This window comes from Sphaerospermopsis sp. LEGE 08334, from assembly GCF_015207205.1.
In the GTDB taxonomy this organism is placed as follows: domain Bacteria; phylum Cyanobacteriota; class Cyanobacteriia; order Cyanobacteriales; family Nostocaceae; genus Sphaerospermopsis.
On the sequence record NZ_JADEXH010000007.1, the window covers coordinates 39,823 to 57,514 of the forward strand.

The 17,692-nt window shown below is 37.2% G+C and carries 11 protein-coding genes and 3 pseudogenes; 8 read left to right on the forward strand and 6 right to left on the reverse strand.

Annotation, left to right across the window (positions count from 1 at the left end):
• The first annotated feature begins 380 nt into the window (after positions 1–380).
• Both IQ237_RS05570 and IQ237_RS05575 read left to right on the forward strand, forming a co-directional pair.
• Positions 381–2,594 carry a polysaccharide biosynthesis tyrosine autokinase gene (locus IQ237_RS05570; protein WP_194053160.1) on the forward strand — a complete coding sequence of 738 codons (2,214 nt, stop codon included), beginning with the start codon at positions 381–383 and terminating at the stop codon, positions 2,592–2,594.
• 364 nt (positions 2,595–2,958) lie between these two features.
• A complete protein-coding gene (locus IQ237_RS05575; protein ID WP_194053162.1) occupies positions 2,959–3,804 on the forward strand; it encodes a WecB/TagA/CpsF family glycosyltransferase in 846 nt (281 codons plus the stop codon).
• A 93-nt stretch (positions 3,805–3,897) separates the two neighbouring features.
• Here IQ237_RS05575 and IQ237_RS26135 read toward each other — a convergent pair.
• Positions 3,898–4,220, reverse strand: a pseudogene (locus tag IQ237_RS26135) (sodium-independent anion transporter); the annotation flags it as partial.
• Positions 4,221–5,312: 1,092 nt separating this feature from the next.
• Between IQ237_RS26135 and IQ237_RS05585 the strand changes: the two are divergent.
• Entirely contained in the window at positions 5,313–5,864 is a 552-nt protein-coding gene (locus IQ237_RS05585) for a DUF4126 domain-containing protein (protein ID WP_194053166.1), read from the forward strand.
• Between the two features lie 130 nt (positions 5,865–5,994).
• On the opposite strand, the gene hemH is transcribed toward IQ237_RS05585, so the two are convergent.
• Positions 5,995–7,161, reverse strand: coding sequence for a ferrochelatase (gene hemH / locus IQ237_RS05590; RefSeq protein ID WP_194053168.1), 1,167 nt, complete (start codon positions 7,159–7,161; stop codon positions 5,995–5,997).
• Between the two features lie 93 nt (positions 7,162–7,254).
• Between hemH and IQ237_RS05595 the strand changes: the two genes are divergently transcribed.
• On the forward strand, positions 7,255–7,881 hold the full coding sequence (locus IQ237_RS05595) for a class I SAM-dependent methyltransferase (RefSeq protein ID WP_194053170.1): 627 nt from the start codon (positions 7,255–7,257) through the stop codon (positions 7,879–7,881).
• 225 nt (positions 7,882–8,106) lie between these two features.
• Here the strand turns inward: IQ237_RS05595 and IQ237_RS05600 are convergent, their stop codons facing one another.
• Entirely contained in the window at positions 8,107–9,705 is a 1,599-nt protein-coding gene (locus IQ237_RS05600) for an Hsp70 family protein (protein ID WP_194053172.1), read from the reverse strand.
• Positions 9,706–9,752: 47 nt separating this feature from the next.
• On the reverse strand, positions 9,753–10,709 hold the full coding sequence (gene uvsE / locus IQ237_RS05605; protein WP_194053174.1) for a UV DNA damage repair endonuclease UvsE: 957 nt from the start codon (positions 10,707–10,709) through the stop codon (positions 9,753–9,755).
• A gap of 27 nt (positions 10,710–10,736) precedes the next feature.
• Between uvsE and IQ237_RS05610 the strand changes: the two are divergent.
• Positions 10,737–10,937 (forward strand): annotated as a pseudogene (locus tag IQ237_RS05610) (ISLre2 family transposase); the annotation flags it as partial.
• Here IQ237_RS05610 and IQ237_RS05615 read toward each other — a convergent pair.
• A pseudogene (locus IQ237_RS05615) lies at positions 10,900–11,121 on the reverse strand (four helix bundle protein); the annotation flags it as partial. The pseudogenes IQ237_RS05610 and IQ237_RS05615 sit on opposite strands and share 38 nt — an antisense overlap.
• Positions 11,122–11,890: 769 nt before the next feature.
• On the opposite strand from IQ237_RS05615, the gene glmU reads away from it, so the two are divergent.
• The gene (gene glmU / locus IQ237_RS05620; RefSeq protein ID WP_194053176.1) at positions 11,891–13,246 is read left to right on the forward strand and encodes a bifunctional UDP-N-acetylglucosamine diphosphorylase/glucosamine-1-phosphate N-acetyltransferase GlmU; all 1,356 of its coding nucleotides are present in this window, start codon (positions 11,891–11,893) and stop codon (positions 13,244–13,246) included.
• 173 nt (positions 13,247–13,419) lie between these two features.
• Here the strand turns inward: glmU and IQ237_RS05625 are convergent, their stop codons facing one another.
• The gene (locus IQ237_RS05625) at positions 13,420–15,690 is read right to left on the reverse strand and encodes a bifunctional (p)ppGpp synthetase/guanosine-3',5'-bis(diphosphate) 3'-pyrophosphohydrolase (RefSeq protein WP_194053178.1); all 2,271 of its coding nucleotides are present in this window, start codon (positions 15,688–15,690) and stop codon (positions 13,420–13,422) included.
• Positions 15,691–15,966: 276 nt separating this feature from the next.
• Between IQ237_RS05625 and patD the strand changes: the two genes are divergently transcribed.
• Positions 15,967–16,320, forward strand: a complete 354-nt coding sequence (gene patD, locus IQ237_RS05630) for a heterocyst frequency control protein PatD (RefSeq protein WP_194053180.1) — start codon at positions 15,967–15,969, stop codon at positions 16,318–16,320.
• A gap of 93 nt (positions 16,321–16,413) precedes the next feature.
• A complete protein-coding gene (locus IQ237_RS05635) occupies positions 16,414–17,658 on the forward strand; it encodes a hypothetical protein (RefSeq protein ID WP_194053181.1) in 1,245 nt (414 codons plus the stop codon).
• Positions 17,659–17,692 lie beyond the last annotated feature (34 nt).

The window sequence follows — 17,692 nt, forward strand, 5'->3', positions numbered from 1 at the left end:
TGTCGTTTTTACAAAATCTTCACATTTCATCCAGTTAATAACTAGGATTTATATAAATAATGTAAAAACGTGAAACTTGTAAAAAATAAAAGAAAAAATTATATTAATATTGCTTGAGTCAACAGATTTAGTTATAAGAAAGAAATCTGTTGTATATAGCCGTTCTCAAGAAGCGTGAGGTACAAAGTTTTTTAGTTTTAGGGAATAGGGAAATCTTAACAGGGAATAAATTGGGGTGTACCTCATTAGACTGGTAAACGCTATATAGCGATCCTAAATAAGATGTAAACACCTCTGTTTTCTCTGCCTCTGCGTCTGGATCGGTTTTTTGATTACGATAATTAATCTGAGATGACATCAGAAAATATACAAGGCTTAAGATGAACAAAAGATACTATTCTCAGCAAAATCAGTCTGAATTGAATGGCAATCAACATCAATATATGCCGTTTATTTATACAGTCCAACCTGAAGAAGATAATGAAGGTGGATTAAACTTGGGCGAATTATTATCAGTGATTCATCGCAGAATAATTGTAATTGGAGTTGGAACAACTACGGTTATTTTTGCGGCTTTAGCATGGGCTTTGATTAGTCCTTCAAATTATGTTGCTAAATTTGAAATTTTAACTGAGCCTGTAACCGCTGAAGACAAAGTAACTCCAAACGACAGAGCCAAAGTATATGAAACTTCTAACAAAATTGATGAAACAAAATTGAAAATTTTAGCAAGTCCTAAGCTAATGTCTCCAATTATCCAACAAGTTAAAAAGCATTATCCAGATAGTAAAGAACCTCAACTTAATATTAAACTCGTGCCAAATACTCAAATTTTAGAAGTCAGTTACCAAGATACTAATCCTGAAAAAGTTTTGTTTGTATTAAATAAAGTATCTGAAGCATACTTAAAGTACAGTTTAGAGGAACGTCAAACAGAGACTCAATTAGGAATTAAATTTGTTGAAGAGCAACTACCAGAACTACTACAGCAAGTAGAAAATCTTCAGTCACAACTACAAATATTCCGTCAACAATATGGCCTTATTAATGCTGAAATTCAAAGCCAGCAGCTTGCTGGGCAATATTACCAGATTGTGCAGAATCGGCTAGATACTGAAACACAATTAGCTAAAGCTCAAACATCCTACAATAGTTTACAAAAACAATTGAGGCTGGAAACTGATGAAGCTGAGGCTATTTCGTCTCTGAGTGAGTCTCCTGGATACCAGAAGTTATTGAATCAACTCCAAGATGTAGAAGTTCAAATCGCTGGCAAATCAGTGGATTACACGGAAAATAATCCGAGTCTTCAAAAACTGCTCATTCAACGACAAAATTTGCTGGATATAGTTACTAAAGAAAAACAACGTATTTTGGGAAGCCCATGGTCAAACACAACTATGAATTCCCTGGATTCATCTGCCCCAAATTCAGCTCGCCTTCGAGCAATCCAAAAATTTCTTGATGTAGATAAGGAAATTCAGGTATTAAAAACTCAAATCCAATCTCTTCGTCAATCTGAAAGTGCCTTGAAGCAGCAGGTTAAACAGTTTCCCGCTCTCATACGTCGAAAAGATGACTTAGAACGAAAATTAAAAATTGCTGTTGATAACCTAAATCACTTTTTAGCTGAACGTGAAAAACTACGAATAGATTCAGCCCAAAAGCAAGCTCCTTGGCAGGTACTTACTCCGCCAACTCAGCCTGAAAATTTAGCACCCAGTCCTACAGTTAACTTAATTTTAGGAACAGCTTTGGGCTTATTATTAAGCACTGGATTTGCTTTGCTGATAGACAAGTTCAATAACGTCTTTTATAACCTTGAGGAAGTAAAAGAGAAAACTAAAATGCCAATATTAGGGGTTATTCCTCATATTAGGTTGGGCAAGGATGGTAAGCTTCGTAAAAAACAAGATATCTCAAATCTTTGTGAATCTTTTCGCTCTATTTACACAAATATTTTTCTTCTCAATAATGAGAATTCTATCCGCTCTCTAGCAATCATTTCAGCTGCTCCTGGAGATGGCAAATCTATAATTGCTCTTTACTTAGCTCAGACAGCAGCAGCAATGGGTAAACGTGTGCTATTAGTAGATGCAAATCTACGTAAGCCTACAATCCATACAATGTTGGGTTTACCCAATACAAAAGGGTTAAGTAATCTTATTTCTGAAGAACTAAATTTTGAGAATGTTATCCACAGACTCAATAACTACATCCGAGACCAAAAATATGGTTCGCAAACAGCGATTTTCAAGGATGTAGGAGAATTATCTTTAGAACATAACTTGTTTGTCTTAACTACTGGTCAAATTTCTTTAAATCCGACAATTCTGCTCTCATCTCCTCAAATGCCAGCATTAGCAGAAGAATTTAAGCGAAAATTTGACCTAATTATATACGACACATCAAATGTATTAGATTTTGCAGACACTAGTCTTTTAAATAGGCATACAGATGCAAGTGTTTTGGCTATGGGAATAGGTAAAACCAACCGTTATTTTGTGACAAAAGTATTGGAGCAATTCAATTTTTCTTCTAGTCCTATTTTGGGTGTAATTGCTGTTGATATACAAGGGAATGCTATAAAATAATGAAAATAATATTGTATCCAGCTAAACACTATGATTCAGGTAGTAAGCAGGGGGTAGGGGGAAAAAGAGTTTGATGTCATAATGGCTTGACAACAACCTTAAAAATGTATTTCTATATAGAGACTACTTCGCAGTATTTAAGCCAGTGTTTCATGATTTTTTTGCCTGGAAACAGCATCAATATAACTGACTAAAGAAGTGACTGATTTATCAAAAATTCTGAATCCTGAATCCTGAATTATTACACAGCTAATGTTGTAAATCTTCTCCATTTTATCTTGGCATAGTCTTTGGCATGGTCTCCTTTTTTCATTGCTGGCTGACTGAAAATTTTGTGTAACATAACAAACAATATAAAGAAGAGATGCTAACCGGAAACAACCAAATTCAGGTTCAATCCTTAAGTCCGTCTCTAGAATTTGAAGCTTCAAAAATCCCTACAAAAATCAATGTAATTGGCTCTCCTGTTACTGCTTTACCCTTTGAAGTTCAAATAAACATGATCTTAGAATGGGCTATGAGCAAAGTCAGCAAAGTTGTTTGCGTGGCTAATACTCATATGCTTGTGGAAGCTTATTGGCATCCAGACTTTTCCTCTGTGTTAAAGAATGCGGATATTGTTACTCCCGACGGTATGCCACTGGTTTGGATGTTGAAAGTAATGGGAGCAGGCGCTCAAAACCGCGTTGCTGGTATGGATATTCTTTTATCTTTGTGTAGATTAGCTCCACTAAGAGATATTCATCTTTTTTTCTTGGGTTCTGAGATGCAAATTCTAGAGAAGATGAGAAAGAAGTTGGAGCGTGTTTTTCCCAATGTGAAAATTGCTGGAATGGAGCCTTTACCATTCCGTCCACTTACATTTACAGAGAATGAAGCTATTTTTAAAAAAATTCACGATAGTGGAGCCGGAATAGTTTTAGTTGCTTTAGGATGTCCAAAACAAGAGTATTGGATGAACCAAAACAAAGACAAAATTCAGGCTGTGATGATTGGTTTGGGAGGAACATTTCCTGTCTTTGCAGAAAGCCACAAAAGAGCGCCCTATTGGATTCGTCATTTAGGGGGTGAGTGGTTCTATCGTCTGATTCAAGAACCATTGAGACTATTTCGTCGATATAGTACAACTATCCCAATTTTTATTTGGTTAGCTTTCAAGCAACTGCTAAATTTGGCTCTAGTGAAAGTTAGACTTCCCAGTTCAACTTAATTTTATGACTAAAACTATTTAATGCTGAGGATGCCTTTGCTCTTTTAGAAGAAGAATGTACTACATCTGGAAAACACGCTACAGATTTCACATTGTCACTACACCTAATGCAAAATTTCGGGTGAAAATGGTAACTAGCATTGTTGTTAACATAACTGCGGTTTCAGTGCGGGGAATGCGGGAAAGATTCTTGATGGATGACCAGCGAAATGTCCCAATTGATACCATGATCATGACAGCAACTAAGGCTGCCATTGGCATTTGTTTAACCCAATCTTGTAAAAATAAAATTGGTTTTTATCGCTGGGGGTGTCTGTGAGTTCATCTACTAATGAAGCGGTTAAAAATGAAGCTAATAAACCAACGATCGCTAAAGTTAGGGAATAGGGCAAATTGACACTCTGTGTCCTAAAGGAGCGCAGATTCTTAGTTCAACGAGTCCACTTAGTTTAGATCCCTTGCGGTGTCTAACAAGCGAGGTGGTTCTCTCCACGCCAGTTGCTTCAAGTCGGGAAACCCAGGCGATCACTTCGGGAATCAAAGCTAGTCCCACCACAGCACCCCAGCAATTCTCATTTTGAAAAAAATAAGATAAAATTCTCTTGATTTAAGTAGGGGTTGCTGAGAAAGTCTTTCCGTGAAGACAGGGAACTCTTAACAGGGAACAGGGAACAGTTTCAGTTATCTGTCATCCCCAAATTTTTGGGTTTGCGATCCCCAAAATGCACGGTTTTTCAGGTATACCCTTCAAAACCCTTGCACTTTTTTCCTCTTTATCAACCTGTAACCCTTGATATATCTGGGTTTTACATTTATTCAGCAAGCCCTAAGTAGAGAACTTGTATCAAATTATCATCCGACCCTGGAGATAGATAGGGTTGTAAAAATCTTTAAAAATCTAGACATGAAAAATTAATTTCAACTCATCAATCTAGCTGAAATCAGACATTTTAAATTTAAATTCCTATTATATCTACCCAAACATCGGAACTATAGATTACAACTGTGTATATAAATCATAAACACAGGATTTTACTATAGGACTCCTATTTGATTATTGAACAAAACCCAGTACATACCAAAACTCTTCTTACCTGTTCCCTGCCTCTACGGGAAATTAATAAATCAAACCAATACCTTAGCCAATTTACGAGGGTGAGATGATGATGCTTTAACCATTAACTCCCATTTATCTGAGACTTGGCAAAAACAATCACTACTAAAAATTCCTTTAAGGTTTACCACAAGGGTTTTTTAATGTATTGACCGTAGGATAAGGGTTTGGTGATTCTAAACTACCTTTTAATCAAAACGCTCATGTATGCTTATTTTTGCCAGTTTTGCCGGAAATTATCAAGGCTCTTTTTTTGGCTAAGGTATTGTCAAAAGGATCACTATATTTATTATGGATACACTGATTAACGTCTGTTTTGCACAAAAACTATTGCCAAAAAAACTAAGTCTTCATCACCCCCCTTTACTCATTTATTAATGCTGGGGATATTCCTATGATTGAAATCCTCGCTACACTCTCTGCTGGAGCAGCAGCAGGACTGAGATTAGCTATACCTTTGTTAATTATTGGCTTGTTACAAGGTAGTAACCTTTGGTCTCAGATACCAGTTTTATCCCGTATTTCACCTTATATTTTAATTTTTGTACTAACCAGTTGGTCACTATTTGAAATATTTGCTTCCAAACAGCTACGAGGACAGAGAATATTACAACTGGTGGAGTTATTTTTGTCCCCCATAGTAGGAGCAATTATGGGGTTAGCAGTAGCTTCAGCTACAGAATTACCAAGTTGGTTAATTGCCTTGGTAGGTGGTTTGTTGGCTTTGGTACTCCAGTTAGTACAATTAGGTTGGTTTTATCGTTTGCGCGGTTTACCATTGTGGGCAGTTTTTTTGCAAGATAGCTTGTGTATTGTACTGGTAATTTTTGCCGTGGATGCTCCCCAACAAGGAGGATTAATAGCTTTAATTCTGCTCTGGTTTGCAGTTCGTAGTGCTGCACAGTGGTATCACTGGTATTGGGAAAATCGTAAGAATAGGGAATAGGGACTGGTGACTGGGTATACAATTTTGGATTTTGGATTTTGGATTTTGGATTGTTTCTGTCAACTCCAATCTAAAATCTAAAATCTAAAATCTAAAATTCTCCTGCCTCCTGCCTCCTGCCTCCTATCACCTACTGTAAAAGCCCTATAGCATGGAGTAAACCTCGACCGGTGATAATTTCGATGATCAAGGCAATGAAACCAAGCATGGCAATTCTACCATTCCAGACTTCGGCGCTAGTTGTCATTCCCCATTCCCAACGTTCTTGAGGATACATTTTCACCTTTTTCTTCATCTGGGTAACTTGGGAAAGTTTGAGATCCGGTTTTTCTAAAGACTCAATAACCAAGTCTGCCAATGCTTTAATAAATACCGGATGAGTGTTGGGAGCAGCAGCACGTCGGAAGTTTTCAATTCCTGCTTCTTCGGCTATTTCCCGATATTCAATATCAATTTCTTGCAAAGTTTCAATGTGTTCAGAAACAAAACTAATGGGTACTACTACCAAATCTTTAACGCCTTTTTCACCCAGTTCTTTTAAGGCATCCTCAGTATAAGGTTGTAGCCATTCCACTGGACCAACACGACTTTGATAAGCTAAAGTGTGGGCATTGGGGCGATGAAGGGTTTGCATAATTAATTGAGTACATTCCTCAATTTCCTGCTGATAAGGATCGCCGGCTTCTATAACATAGCTTTTTGGTACACCGTGGGCGCTAAAAAAGATGTGTGCCTGATCAGGGTTGGGAAATTGATTGAGTTGCTCAATGATCAGTTCCGCCATTGCTTGCAAGTAACCTGGTTGTTTGTACCAGGAAGGAATCACAGTGTATTCCAACGGTTGAAGTTTTGGGTTTTCTTGCCAAAGTTTTTCTAATAACCGGAAACTAGAACCACTGGTACTAATGGAAAATTGGGGATAAAGTGGCAAAATTACCAACTTTTCAATGTTATCCTGTGCCAGTTGGGCGATCGCTTCTTCTGTGTAGGGATGCCAATAACGCATTCCCACATAGATATTTGTTTCTTTACCCATAGCATCCAATTGGGTTTTTAACGCTTCCCCCTGTTCTTCTGTGATGCGCCGCAATGGTGAACCGCCACCAATTTGCTTATAATTCTCTTGTGATGTTTTTTCTCGCCGTGTGGCAATAAACCAAGCTAATGGTTTTTGCATCCATCGAAATGGTAGGCGAATAATTTCGGGATCTGAAAACAGGTTATATAAGAATGGACCCACATCTTCTAATTTATCAGGTCCACCTAGATTGAGTAATAATACGCCTACACGACCCATAGCAGTTACTTTCCCCCAATCTTTACAATTTTTTTACTAATGTTAACAATATATCTTTATTCAATATAAAGCTTAACGTTGAGGAAATATGCAATGGCAACAATTTTTCGAGACTTGAGTTACCGCTATCAATGGTTATATGATGCCATATCCCGGTTAGCAGCCCTGAGTGTGGGCGGTGAAGGGCGTTTCCGTCAACTCGCTTTACAAGGTTTAAACCTCAACTCAGATTCTCAAATTCTAGATTTATGCTGTGGTAGTGGTCAAACTACGGCTTTTTTGGTGAAATTATCACAAAATGTTACAGGATTGGATGCTTCGCCTTTGTCTTTACAACGGGCAAAGAAGAATGTGCCGAATGCTACTTATGTAGAAGCATTTGCGGAAAATATGCCTTTTACAGATCATGAGTTTGATGTGGTGCATACTAGCGCGGCTTTACATGAAATGCAACCTGAACAATTAAGAAAAATCATTCAAGAAGTTTATCGAGTATTAAAACCAGGGGGAATTTTTACTTTGGTAGATTTTCATGCTCCCACAAATCCTATATTTTGGCCTGGTTTATCGGTGTTTTTTTGGTTGTTTGAAACGGAAACAGCTTGGCAGTTATTAAAAACTGATTTACCTGGTTTATTAAGAGAATCTGGTTTTGATGTTGGTGAACCAATTTTATATGCTGGTGGTAGTTTACAGGTAATTGTCAGTAGCAAGGCTTGAAAAAATAGGGAATAGGGAATAGGGAACAGGGAACAGGGAATAGGATTTTTGTAGGTTGGGTTGAACAAAGTGAAACCCAACAAACCCTTGTAAACGTTGGGTTTCGTTCCTCAACCCAACCTACGTGATTTCGTTGTTATTAGTTTGACGAAAAGTATTGAAATCTGTTCTTCCTGACTCCTGACTCCTGACTCCTGACTCCTGACTCCTTGATCTCCTGCCTCCTTAACTTAATTGTGCCACAAGTTGATTTTCTACCAGGGTATTATTTGTTAATATGTCCTCAACGGTAATTCTTAAAAAACGTTGTTCATCAACTTGAAACATAACTTTAATGCGATCGCTCCCTGGAAAACCAGGGGGTGTCAGTCGAGCAATTTTTCTGGCTTCTTCTGTATCATTCAGCGGTTTAACTGTAGTTGTCACAGACTCAAGTTTGCGAGTTACTAAGCGATCGCCATCAAAATAAACTTCTGTACCTCCGGTTTCTACTCCTAATTCTCCTAAAATTAACTCAATACTCGGCTGATTTTCTCTAGAAGCACCTAACACTAATTCTACTGGTTGACTCATGGGATAAGCTTGGCCTGCTTTAATTATTGGTTGCCAACTATGACGCTGGTTACGTCTATCCCAGTACCGCACTCCATAGCTATGATACAGAAAATCTTTAATTTCTAACCCTTGGGTAATTTGTAATGCACCTTGAGCGATCGCTTCAAAAGGTTTTTGATAACGGATTTTTTCTGGTTCAAAATATTGCTTTACCCATGTATTTACTACAGGTAATTGTACAGTTCCACCCACTAACAAAACTGCATGAATATCATCTAGTTCTATACTTTGACGACGGGCTTGTTGTAACAAGGTCATCATGGTATCATGTAACTTATCAAAAAATCCATTATCTTTGAGAATATTCTCTAAAGTTTGCCGATCAAGATCCAATTCATAACTTTCAAAAGTTTCATCATTAAAATAAACTTCACTGGCTTTATTTTGGGTAGATAATTGAATTTTTACTCGTTCTGCTAACCGAGTAATTATAGAATTTACAGGTAATCCTTGAGTTTTAGCAAAATAATCAACTATCCAATTATCAATATCTGTACCACCTAAATTTTGCCCCGCTTTTGCTAATACACGGGCTGTTTTTACCTTTTGTTTGGAATCTTCCGCTAAAGATTTATTACCCCACTTTAATAAAAATCCTACTGGTTTAGTATTAGTTTGTGCCTGTTGATCTAAACGTACCAAGGATAAATCTAATGTTCCACCACCAAAATCAATTACTAACAAATTTTTTTGTGCTGTTAAACCATAACCTAAAGCTGCGGCAGTGGGTTCATCTAACATCCTGATTTGTTCTACTGGAAGTGTTTGACAAACTTGGCCTAACCAGTAACGATAAGCTTCAAAACTGTCTACAGGTACGGTTAACACCAAAGAATCTAAACCACCTTCTATTAGTGTTAATTCTTCGATTACCTTAGTTAAAAACCATTTACCTATTTTTTCAAAGGTGACGATTTCTCCATCTAGTTCTGGTAAAAAACCCTGAATATCTGCGCCAATACCGCGTTTAAAACTACGGAAAAATCGGTTATCACCTTTGAGATCCAAACCGCGATCGCGCACTTGCTGGCCTACTAAAACTTTACTTTCACTCGCTGCTTCTACATATACTAAACTGGGAATCAGTGGGGGATTGAGACTTTGTTGCAGGGATAAACCCGGTAAAGTCAAAGTTTCCGGTTGCTGGGTTACAGGATTCCAGCGAGTAATAACTGTATTGCTAGTACCAAAATCAATTGCGATCGCCATTTCTCAATTTATTATTAATCAAGTAATTAAGTAAAGTTAATATAACGTTAATTCTTCTGCATTAACCACCAATCCCGCAAATGAGCGATCGCTTTTTCTTTGTGTTTGGCTTCTACTTCTATCCAAGGTACTTGGTGGTAAGCTTGAGGCATGGCTGTAATTAAATCACTGTGTTTTCTATCATTAAAACCTGTTTCCCCATTAGAAATATGTACTAACTGCCAATCTGGATTTTCCCAAGTTTCTCGCGCTGCCAAAACCACAGACTCTACACTAGGATGATCATAAGAATCTAACTTTTCATAGCAAATGTGATGATGTGCATCAAAAACCATCGGTATACCTGCCTGTTGACATACCTCTAAAATTTCCTGAGCATTATAAGCATATTCATCATTTTCTAAAGTTAAGCGGTTTTTAATCCCTGGTGGTAGTTGAGAAATTACTTTTACCAACTTTTCTGAACGTTGAGATTTACCACCATGAATATTCATTAACGCCCAAGGTGACTGAGGTAAACCAAGTAAATCTAAAGTGTAGGCGTGGTTTGTTAAAATTTTGATACTATTTTCTATGACTTCATCAGAATCAGAACTCAAGACTACAAATTGATCTGGATGTAACACCATTCTGATGTTTAATTTTTCTGCCTTCTCCCCAATTTTTGCTAAATCTTCTCTCATTTCTTCTAATATATTTCCACCAATTTTATCTTCCATATCACTCATCGGAAATAAAGCCGAAGTCATGCGATAAAGGCGAATATTTTGCTTTTCGCAGAAAGTTAACGCCTCATCCAAGCAGCGCAAATTATTTTGATAAAGTTCTTTTAGGGTATCTTCTCTTTGTTGAGAAGAAAGTTTTAAATAACGGGTCCGGGTAATAGTCCGAAAACGCACTTGTTTATCAATAGTGATACAAACCAGACCTAAATGTGGCTCAGTTTGGTTTTGCTGTTGTGGATTTATTTTTTTTAATGTTATCTCTTTTTGTTGTAATTTCATATTTTTTTGGTAATTGGTAATTGGTAATTGGTAAATGCTATATATGCAAATCTAAGTTTAACAGATTCCATATCAGAATTTCAAGAAAATGTGAAGAAACTTTTAGATTTGACAAAAATCGAAGAGTGGGATGGACGAACTGTAAAAGAAAGAGAAGAAAAAATAAGAGAAGCGGCATTAGTGTTAGCGGGTCAATGTATTGCAATTTCACTGCAAATTTTAGCCACACTTGGGTTTCTGCTGCTTCCGATTCACAATCATTTAATTTAGCTATAAATGATGCTTGATACCTTCTTTTTCTCCATGCCTCTGCAAAATTCGCACATACTGAACGAGAAGAACGGCGTATTTGATCCGTGAGAGAATATCTTTCTTCCACAGGAAACTGTTTTCATAATTCAAAAATTGTCATTGCTGCATTAAACGCTTTTTGATATATCACTAAATCTTCATGGGTTTTAATTTTTCTTGGTTCTTCTTCCTTGTCCACTTTCCTTCCTTATCTACCTTGTCTTTCTCCATTTATGTAAAAAACCTACCCCTGTAAGCTATCCATTACCGGGATCTTTCTTAACATTCGTGAGAGCGATCGCTTGCAGACCCCCAACCCTTAATCCTCCGTTGCTGATTTTCCCCAACATGGTGCTAGTGGTACAGCATTAATTCAAACTGCTGATACTGCTCTTTATCGTGCTAAAGCTGCTGGTAGTAATCGAGTTGTAGTTGCACCTTAGAAATTATGAATGTGAAGGAGCTACTTCTAATTTCCTGCTATATAAAACCTAGACAAAGCTAGACTTTACTTTCTACTTCAACGGGAGCATGGGAGCGGTTATCCCTCTGTAGACCTTCACGCTGTAGCCCAACGCGATTGTGTTCCAATTAAGTTTCTGAAAAAGACTACCACCATCATTGCTTGGTTTTCGCGTCGGCAATAGTCTCAATTCAATACTTGATATCACCGTATTATATATCAAGTAGTTGATTTTTTCCGGAAAATATATTGATTTTTGTCAATATAAGTATAGTTTTGTCTATGAAATTGTCAGCTTAGGACAAGCTCCTCCTGACTCCTCACCCACACAGAAAGACTTTGTCAACTCTAGATAATTAACTGATATGATTTAGCCTTGAATCTCCCAGTCAAAAAAGCATTTATTGTCATTTACTGATAATTAATTATGGTTGTTGTAGCAATTCTCGCCGCTGGAAAAGGCACAAGAATGAAATCACATCTACCTAAAGTTTTACATTCTTTGGGTGGAAAATCCCTAGTCGAGAGAGTTATTGACAGTGTAGAACCCCTTGCACCTCAACAAAGGTTAGTAATTGTTGGGTATCAATCTAAAGAAGTAAAAACTGCTTTAGGTGGAAATTATGAATTGCAATTTGTGGAACAAACTGTACAATTAGGCACAGGTCACGCTATTCAACAATTACTTCCTCATTTAGAAGGTTACACTGGGGATTTGTTAATTTTAAATGGTGATGTGCCTTTGTTGAGAACTGAAACTTTGAAAAACTTATTACAAATTCATCAAGAAAATCAAAATTCCTGTACTATTCTCACAGCACATTTATCAAATCCCCAAGGTTACGGAAGAGTTTTTTGTGATGAAAACAGCATTGTGCAGAAAATGGTTGAGGATAAAGATTGCACTCCTGAACAAAGAAAAAATCACCGTGTTAATGCTGGTATTTACTGTTTCCGCTGGACTGATTTAGCAAACTTTTTACCACATTTACAAAATAATAATGCCCAAAAAGAATATTATCTCACTGATGCTGTTACCCAAGTAGGAAAAGTAATGGCTGTAGATGTGGAAGATGAGCAAGAAATTCTAGGAATTAATGATAGATTGCAATTAGCCACAGCTTACGATATTTTGCAAATACGCATCAAGGAAAAATGGCTTTTGGCAGGGGTGACAATTATTGATCCTGCTAGTGTGACAATTGATGAAACTGTAGAATTACAACCAGATGTAATTATTGAACCGCAAACTCATTTACGGGGTAAAACATTGATTAAATCTGGTAGTCGCATAGGACCTGGAAGTTTAATTGAAAATAGCCAAATAGGTGAAAATGTGACTGTTCAATATTCTGTAGTCAAAGATAGTTTTGTGGAAGCAGGAACTCGTATTGGTCCTTATGCTCATTTGCGTGGCCATGCGGAAGTGGGTGAAAATTGCAGAATTGGTAATTTTGTCGAGTTGAAAAATACTCAATTAGGGAATGGTTCTAATGTTGCACACCTTTCTTATTTGGGTGATACAACTGCGGGAACTCAGGTAAATATTGGTGCGGGAACAATTACCGCTAATTATGATGGAGTGAAAAAACATAGAACCAGAATAGGCGATCGCACCAAAACCGGTTCTAATAGTGTTTTAGTCGCACCTATTACCATCGGTAATGATGTTTATATTGCCGCAGGTTCAACGGTGACAGAAGATGTGGAAAATGAAGCTTTAGTCATTGCCCGGAGTCGTCAGGTAGTTAAACCAGGTTGGAAGATCAAAGCTGAAAGTTGAGGAAATTTCAATAATTGACAATTGACAATTGACAATTGACAATTAACAATGAACAATTACCTCTCCCTTGAAGGGAGAGGATTGGAAAAGCGGATTTTTGATTTTTCCCCTGGAAAGGGGAGGTTTTAAACCTTGAATGAAACAATTGTCAATTTTCAATTGTCAATTATCAATTACTTTGATTCTTCTATTTGACCAACTCTGCGAATGTTAAGAATATCACTCATTTTTCTAATCTGCACAAACAGATGTTCTAATTGATGGCGATCGCGGATATCAATTCCCAAATCCATCAACGCAGGTTGTCCCAAAGCTGTTTTCACGTTAGCATGACGCACATTGATACCTTGATCACTCAACCGCGATAAAATATCTTTTAAGATTCCCACTCGATCCAAAGTTTCAATTTGAATCTCTATGGGGTAAGTGTGAGGACGGCCATGATGTTCTGTAGCAGTATTCCATCTTACGGGTACTAGGCGCTCACATTCCACATTGTCAATATTATGACATCCTTGGCGATGAATGGATATACCTCGTCCCCGCGTTACCACCCCAATAATCGCTTCACCAGGAATCGGCGTACAGCATCCAGCTATATGATAAACCAATCCTTCCACGCCAATAATCGGTGAATCACTAGCACGGGATGTAGTGGGTGAAGTTTCCCGTGTAGTTTTTGATGTTGATTCTTTGGGAATAAATGGAATCACATCAGCTACAGGTTGTTGTGCTTTTACCACTTCTCGCCAGCGGTTTAACACTAAGTTTAAGGTAATTTCCCCGTAACCTAAACCTGCCAGTAAATCTTCCACACTGTGATAATTGCACTTTTCTGCCACAGTTTGCATTGCGTCTGATTTCAACAAGTGATCAAAACCTGTTTTACCAAGTTCCTTCTCTAATAAATCCCTTCCCCGCGCTAGATTTTCTTCCCTGCGCGATCGCTTGTACCATTGTTTAATCCGATATTTCGCCGCCGAAGTCCTGACAAAATTCAACCAATCCAAACTCGGATGGCTATTTTTTTGCGTAATAATATCAACAATATCCCCATTTTGTAATCGGGTGGATAACGGCACAATGCGCCCATTTACCCGCGCCCCTGCACAATGGTTTCCGACCTCTGTATGAATTCGATAAGCAAAATCTATACTCGTAGATCCGGGACTTAGAGGTACAACATCCCCCTTTGGGGTGAATACATAAACATCATCTTCAAATAAATTATCTTTGATACTATCTAAATATTCTTGCGCGTCTTTTAAATCACTCTGCCATTCCAATAGTTGCCGCAACCAAGTAAATTTTTCATCTGCTCCTGTTACCTGACTGGTAGAACCGCCTGTTTCTTTATACTTCCAATGAGCAGCAATACCATACTCTGCAACATGGTGCATCTCCATTGTGCGAATTTGCACTTCCAACGGGCGACCGGTCAAACCTATCACCCCTGTATGCAAGGATTGGTAACGGTTAGGTTTGGGTAAACCAATGTAATCTTTAAATCTGCCGGGAATAGGACGAAAAGCATCATGAACCACCGCCAAAGCACGATAACATTCTTCATTTGTTTGGACAATGATTCTCAGTGCAGCCAAATCATAAATTTCATGAAATTCTTTTTGCTGTCGCTGCATTTTTTGATAAATGCTATACAGATGTTTGGGGCGACCGCTAACCTCCAAACATTTAATACCCGCTTGTTGCATTCTCTCCCGCAACACTTCCTTAGCTTTAGTCAATTTTTCTTCCCGTGCTGTCCGTTTTTCCGCAACGTGCTGTTGAATTTCTCGGTAAGCATCAGGTTCTAAATATTTAAAGGCTAAATCCTCTAATTCCCATTTAATATGCCAAATACCCAAACGATTGGCTAAAGGTGCAAATATATCTCGTGTTTCCTGGGCGCTGCGACGACGGCTGGCTTCTGACATATATTGTAAGGTTCGCATATTATGCAAACGATCCGCCAATTTCACCACAATTACCCGAATATCCTGCGCCATTGCCAAAAACATTCGCCGGAAATTTTCCGCTTGACTTTCGGTTTTACTGGTGAAATTGATTTTAGAAAGCTTGGTGACACCTTCTACTAACTGGCGCACTTCTGCCCCAAAATTGTCTTCTATTTGTTCAATTGTAACTTCTGTATCTTCAACTACATCATGAAGAAATCCAGCTGCTATCATAGCAGCACTACCACCTAAATCGCGTAGTAAATCAGCTACGGCTACAGGATGGGCAATATACGCTTCTCCAGATTTACGATACTGTCCTTGATGCAGTTGATAGGCAAATTTAAAGGCATTACAAATCAAAGTGGCATCATTGTGCGTTCGGTCATCTTCTCCCGTGTTGCTTTTCGCTAATGTTTCTCGTAAACATTTTTTAAGCCATTCCGGGAGACTAACATCAACGGAGGAATCAACAAGTAAGCTGCTCATACAAGAGAAATGATAAGTTTTTCGTGGATCGGTGAGATATAGATGAAAATGACAGCATCTTCTATTGACGATGCTGCCCTACAGACGGGTGGGAAAAATTTTGTCAGAATGATTTTCTGATTACCTGATGATCTCATGACTGATCAGCCTGACTAGCCATAAGGATCAACCAAGTCTCACAGATGGTTTTAAGGCTATTCTTAGGAATGAGTTGGGAAAAAGGTTTATTCTAGAAATAAATTTTCTTGTAGTTTATACTATCTCAACTAGCACCAAATGTCTTTAAATCTGCAAAAATATCAGGAATTGACAACATTACTGGAGGAATTACGCTCCAATGTTAACAAAACTCAATTAGATATTCCTACCTTGCGATCGCATCTAGCCGATTTACAGCATTTTTTTTTACAAGAAATCGCACCATTTACTGATTTGAACTACCGCCAGCAGTCTTATCAAACGGAAATTAGCAAGCAACTTCGTTTATTAGAAGTAGATGTAATTTTTTTACAAGGCGCAAGACAGTCTACTACAATACAGGCACGATTAAAAACAATTACAGAGCGCATTAATATTTTAATTCGATACTGTGAGGCTATTTTACACCCAGATGAGAAGGGAGAATATTAACTAATATGAATCTCCTATCAAGGCAATAGTTTTCATGGTAGGTTGGTTGCAACTACATGACAACCACACTCATTTTGGTATAAAATATTCTATATGTTTACTAAAATACGTAACATTTTAGCTCAATTTTTCAACAACTCCAGAACAATCAACAACGAACCACTAAATAAAGTGAGTTTGATTGTAATCATTATAGTAGATATTTTCATTTTAATCAATGTTTTTACAGGTTTAGAGGATATTAGCAGATGGCATCTTAGCCCCTATCAAGCTTATCCATGTTATTCAGAATGGGAGAATTATCAAAAGCAAAGTGATAAAAATAAAGATTATGACATGATCATAAGCTCAGTACCATTGAACAATAATCAACCTAAGTTTCAAGCAGAATATCAACAGCAAGAAATTGGACATTTAGGGAAAGTTTCAGAAATATGTATAAATTATGGTGAGTTAAAAGATAACTTGAATAATGACCTAAATCAAAAAAATATTACAACCATAAATCAGAGACAAGATAAAATCAATCAATTAGAAACAGAGAATACAAATATTCGCAATCAATATGATTCAACGCTGTTGGAAAAAATTGCTGGACAGTCATCCGGAAATTCCATCAATCAAGTCAGGGCTGAAAAAGCTAAACAAGAATTAGATAAAAATCAACAACAAATTGCACAAATTAAACAAGAAATTAATAATCTTAAAAACCAACTTCTTACTAAACCAGAAAGTCTTACTTTCCTATCTTTGATCAAAGATGAGAATAAATTTGCCGCAGTTAAACAAGATTATGAAAGAGCCTCCTTTTGGTATCCTAGCATTCAGTTTACATTGCAATCTATCTTTCTACTACCTTTAATTATTATTGCTTTATTAGTCCATAGAATAAGTCAAAGTCGAGGATATGGACTTATTGCATTAATTAGCTGGCACTTATTGGTAATATTTTTGATTCCTCTGGTTCTCAAAATCTTACAATTTCTGCAAATTGGTGTAATCTTTCAATTTTTATTGAAGGTTGTTAGTAACCTATTAGGTGGGTTGTTATTCTTAATTAGTTATGTTTATATCTTGCTAATTCCTCTCATAGGTTTTGGAATTATCAAGTTCTTTCAAGGAGTAGTATTTAATAGCAAAGTTCAAGCTGCTAAAAGAGTTCAAAAATCACAATGTATCAATTGTGGAAAAACTCTTAAATCTAATAATGCTTATTGTCCTCATTGCGGTTATTATCAATATATAGAGTGTCACAATTGCCATAATTTAACTTACAAAAAGTTACCTTATTGTTATCATTGTGGAACTGAGCAAAATTCTAAGCTGTCAAGCAGCTAAATTGTATAATTTTCAGATAGTGAAGTCTTGTGGT

What these genes read in the sequence shown, in the direction of transcription:
- IQ237_RS05570 (WP_194053160.1), top strand. Translation starts at nt 381, where the DNA reads ATGAACAAAAGATACTATTCTCAGCAAAATCAGTCTGAATTGAATGGC.
- IQ237_RS05600 (WP_194053172.1), bottom strand. Translation starts at nt 9,705, where the DNA reads ATGGCGATCGCAATTGATTTTGGTACTAGCAATACAGTTATTACTCGC.
- IQ237_RS05585 (WP_194053166.1), top strand. Translation starts at nt 5,313, where the DNA reads ATGATTGAAATCCTCGCTACACTCTCTGCTGGAGCAGCAGCAGGACTG.
- IQ237_RS05595 (WP_194053170.1), top strand. Translation starts at nt 7,255, where the DNA reads ATGGCAACAATTTTTCGAGACTTGAGTTACCGCTATCAATGGTTATAT.
- glmU (WP_194053176.1), top strand. Translation starts at nt 11,891, where the DNA reads ATGGTTGTTGTAGCAATTCTCGCCGCTGGAAAAGGCACAAGAATGAAA.
- IQ237_RS05575 (WP_194053162.1), top strand. Translation starts at nt 2,959, where the DNA reads ATGCTAACCGGAAACAACCAAATTCAGGTTCAATCCTTAAGTCCGTCT.
- patD (WP_194053180.1), top strand. Translation starts at nt 15,967, where the DNA reads ATGTCTTTAAATCTGCAAAAATATCAGGAATTGACAACATTACTGGAG.
- hemH (WP_194053168.1), bottom strand. Translation starts at nt 7,161, where the DNA reads ATGGGTCGTGTAGGCGTATTATTACTCAATCTAGGTGGACCTGATAAA.
- uvsE (WP_194053174.1), bottom strand. Translation starts at nt 10,709, where the DNA reads ATGAAATTACAACAAAAAGAGATAACATTAAAAAAAATAAATCCACAA.
- IQ237_RS05625 (WP_194053178.1), bottom strand. Translation starts at nt 15,690, where the DNA reads ATGAGCAGCTTACTTGTTGATTCCTCCGTTGATGTTAGTCTCCCGGAA.
- IQ237_RS05635 (WP_194053181.1), top strand. Translation starts at nt 16,414, where the DNA reads ATGTTTACTAAAATACGTAACATTTTAGCTCAATTTTTCAACAACTCC.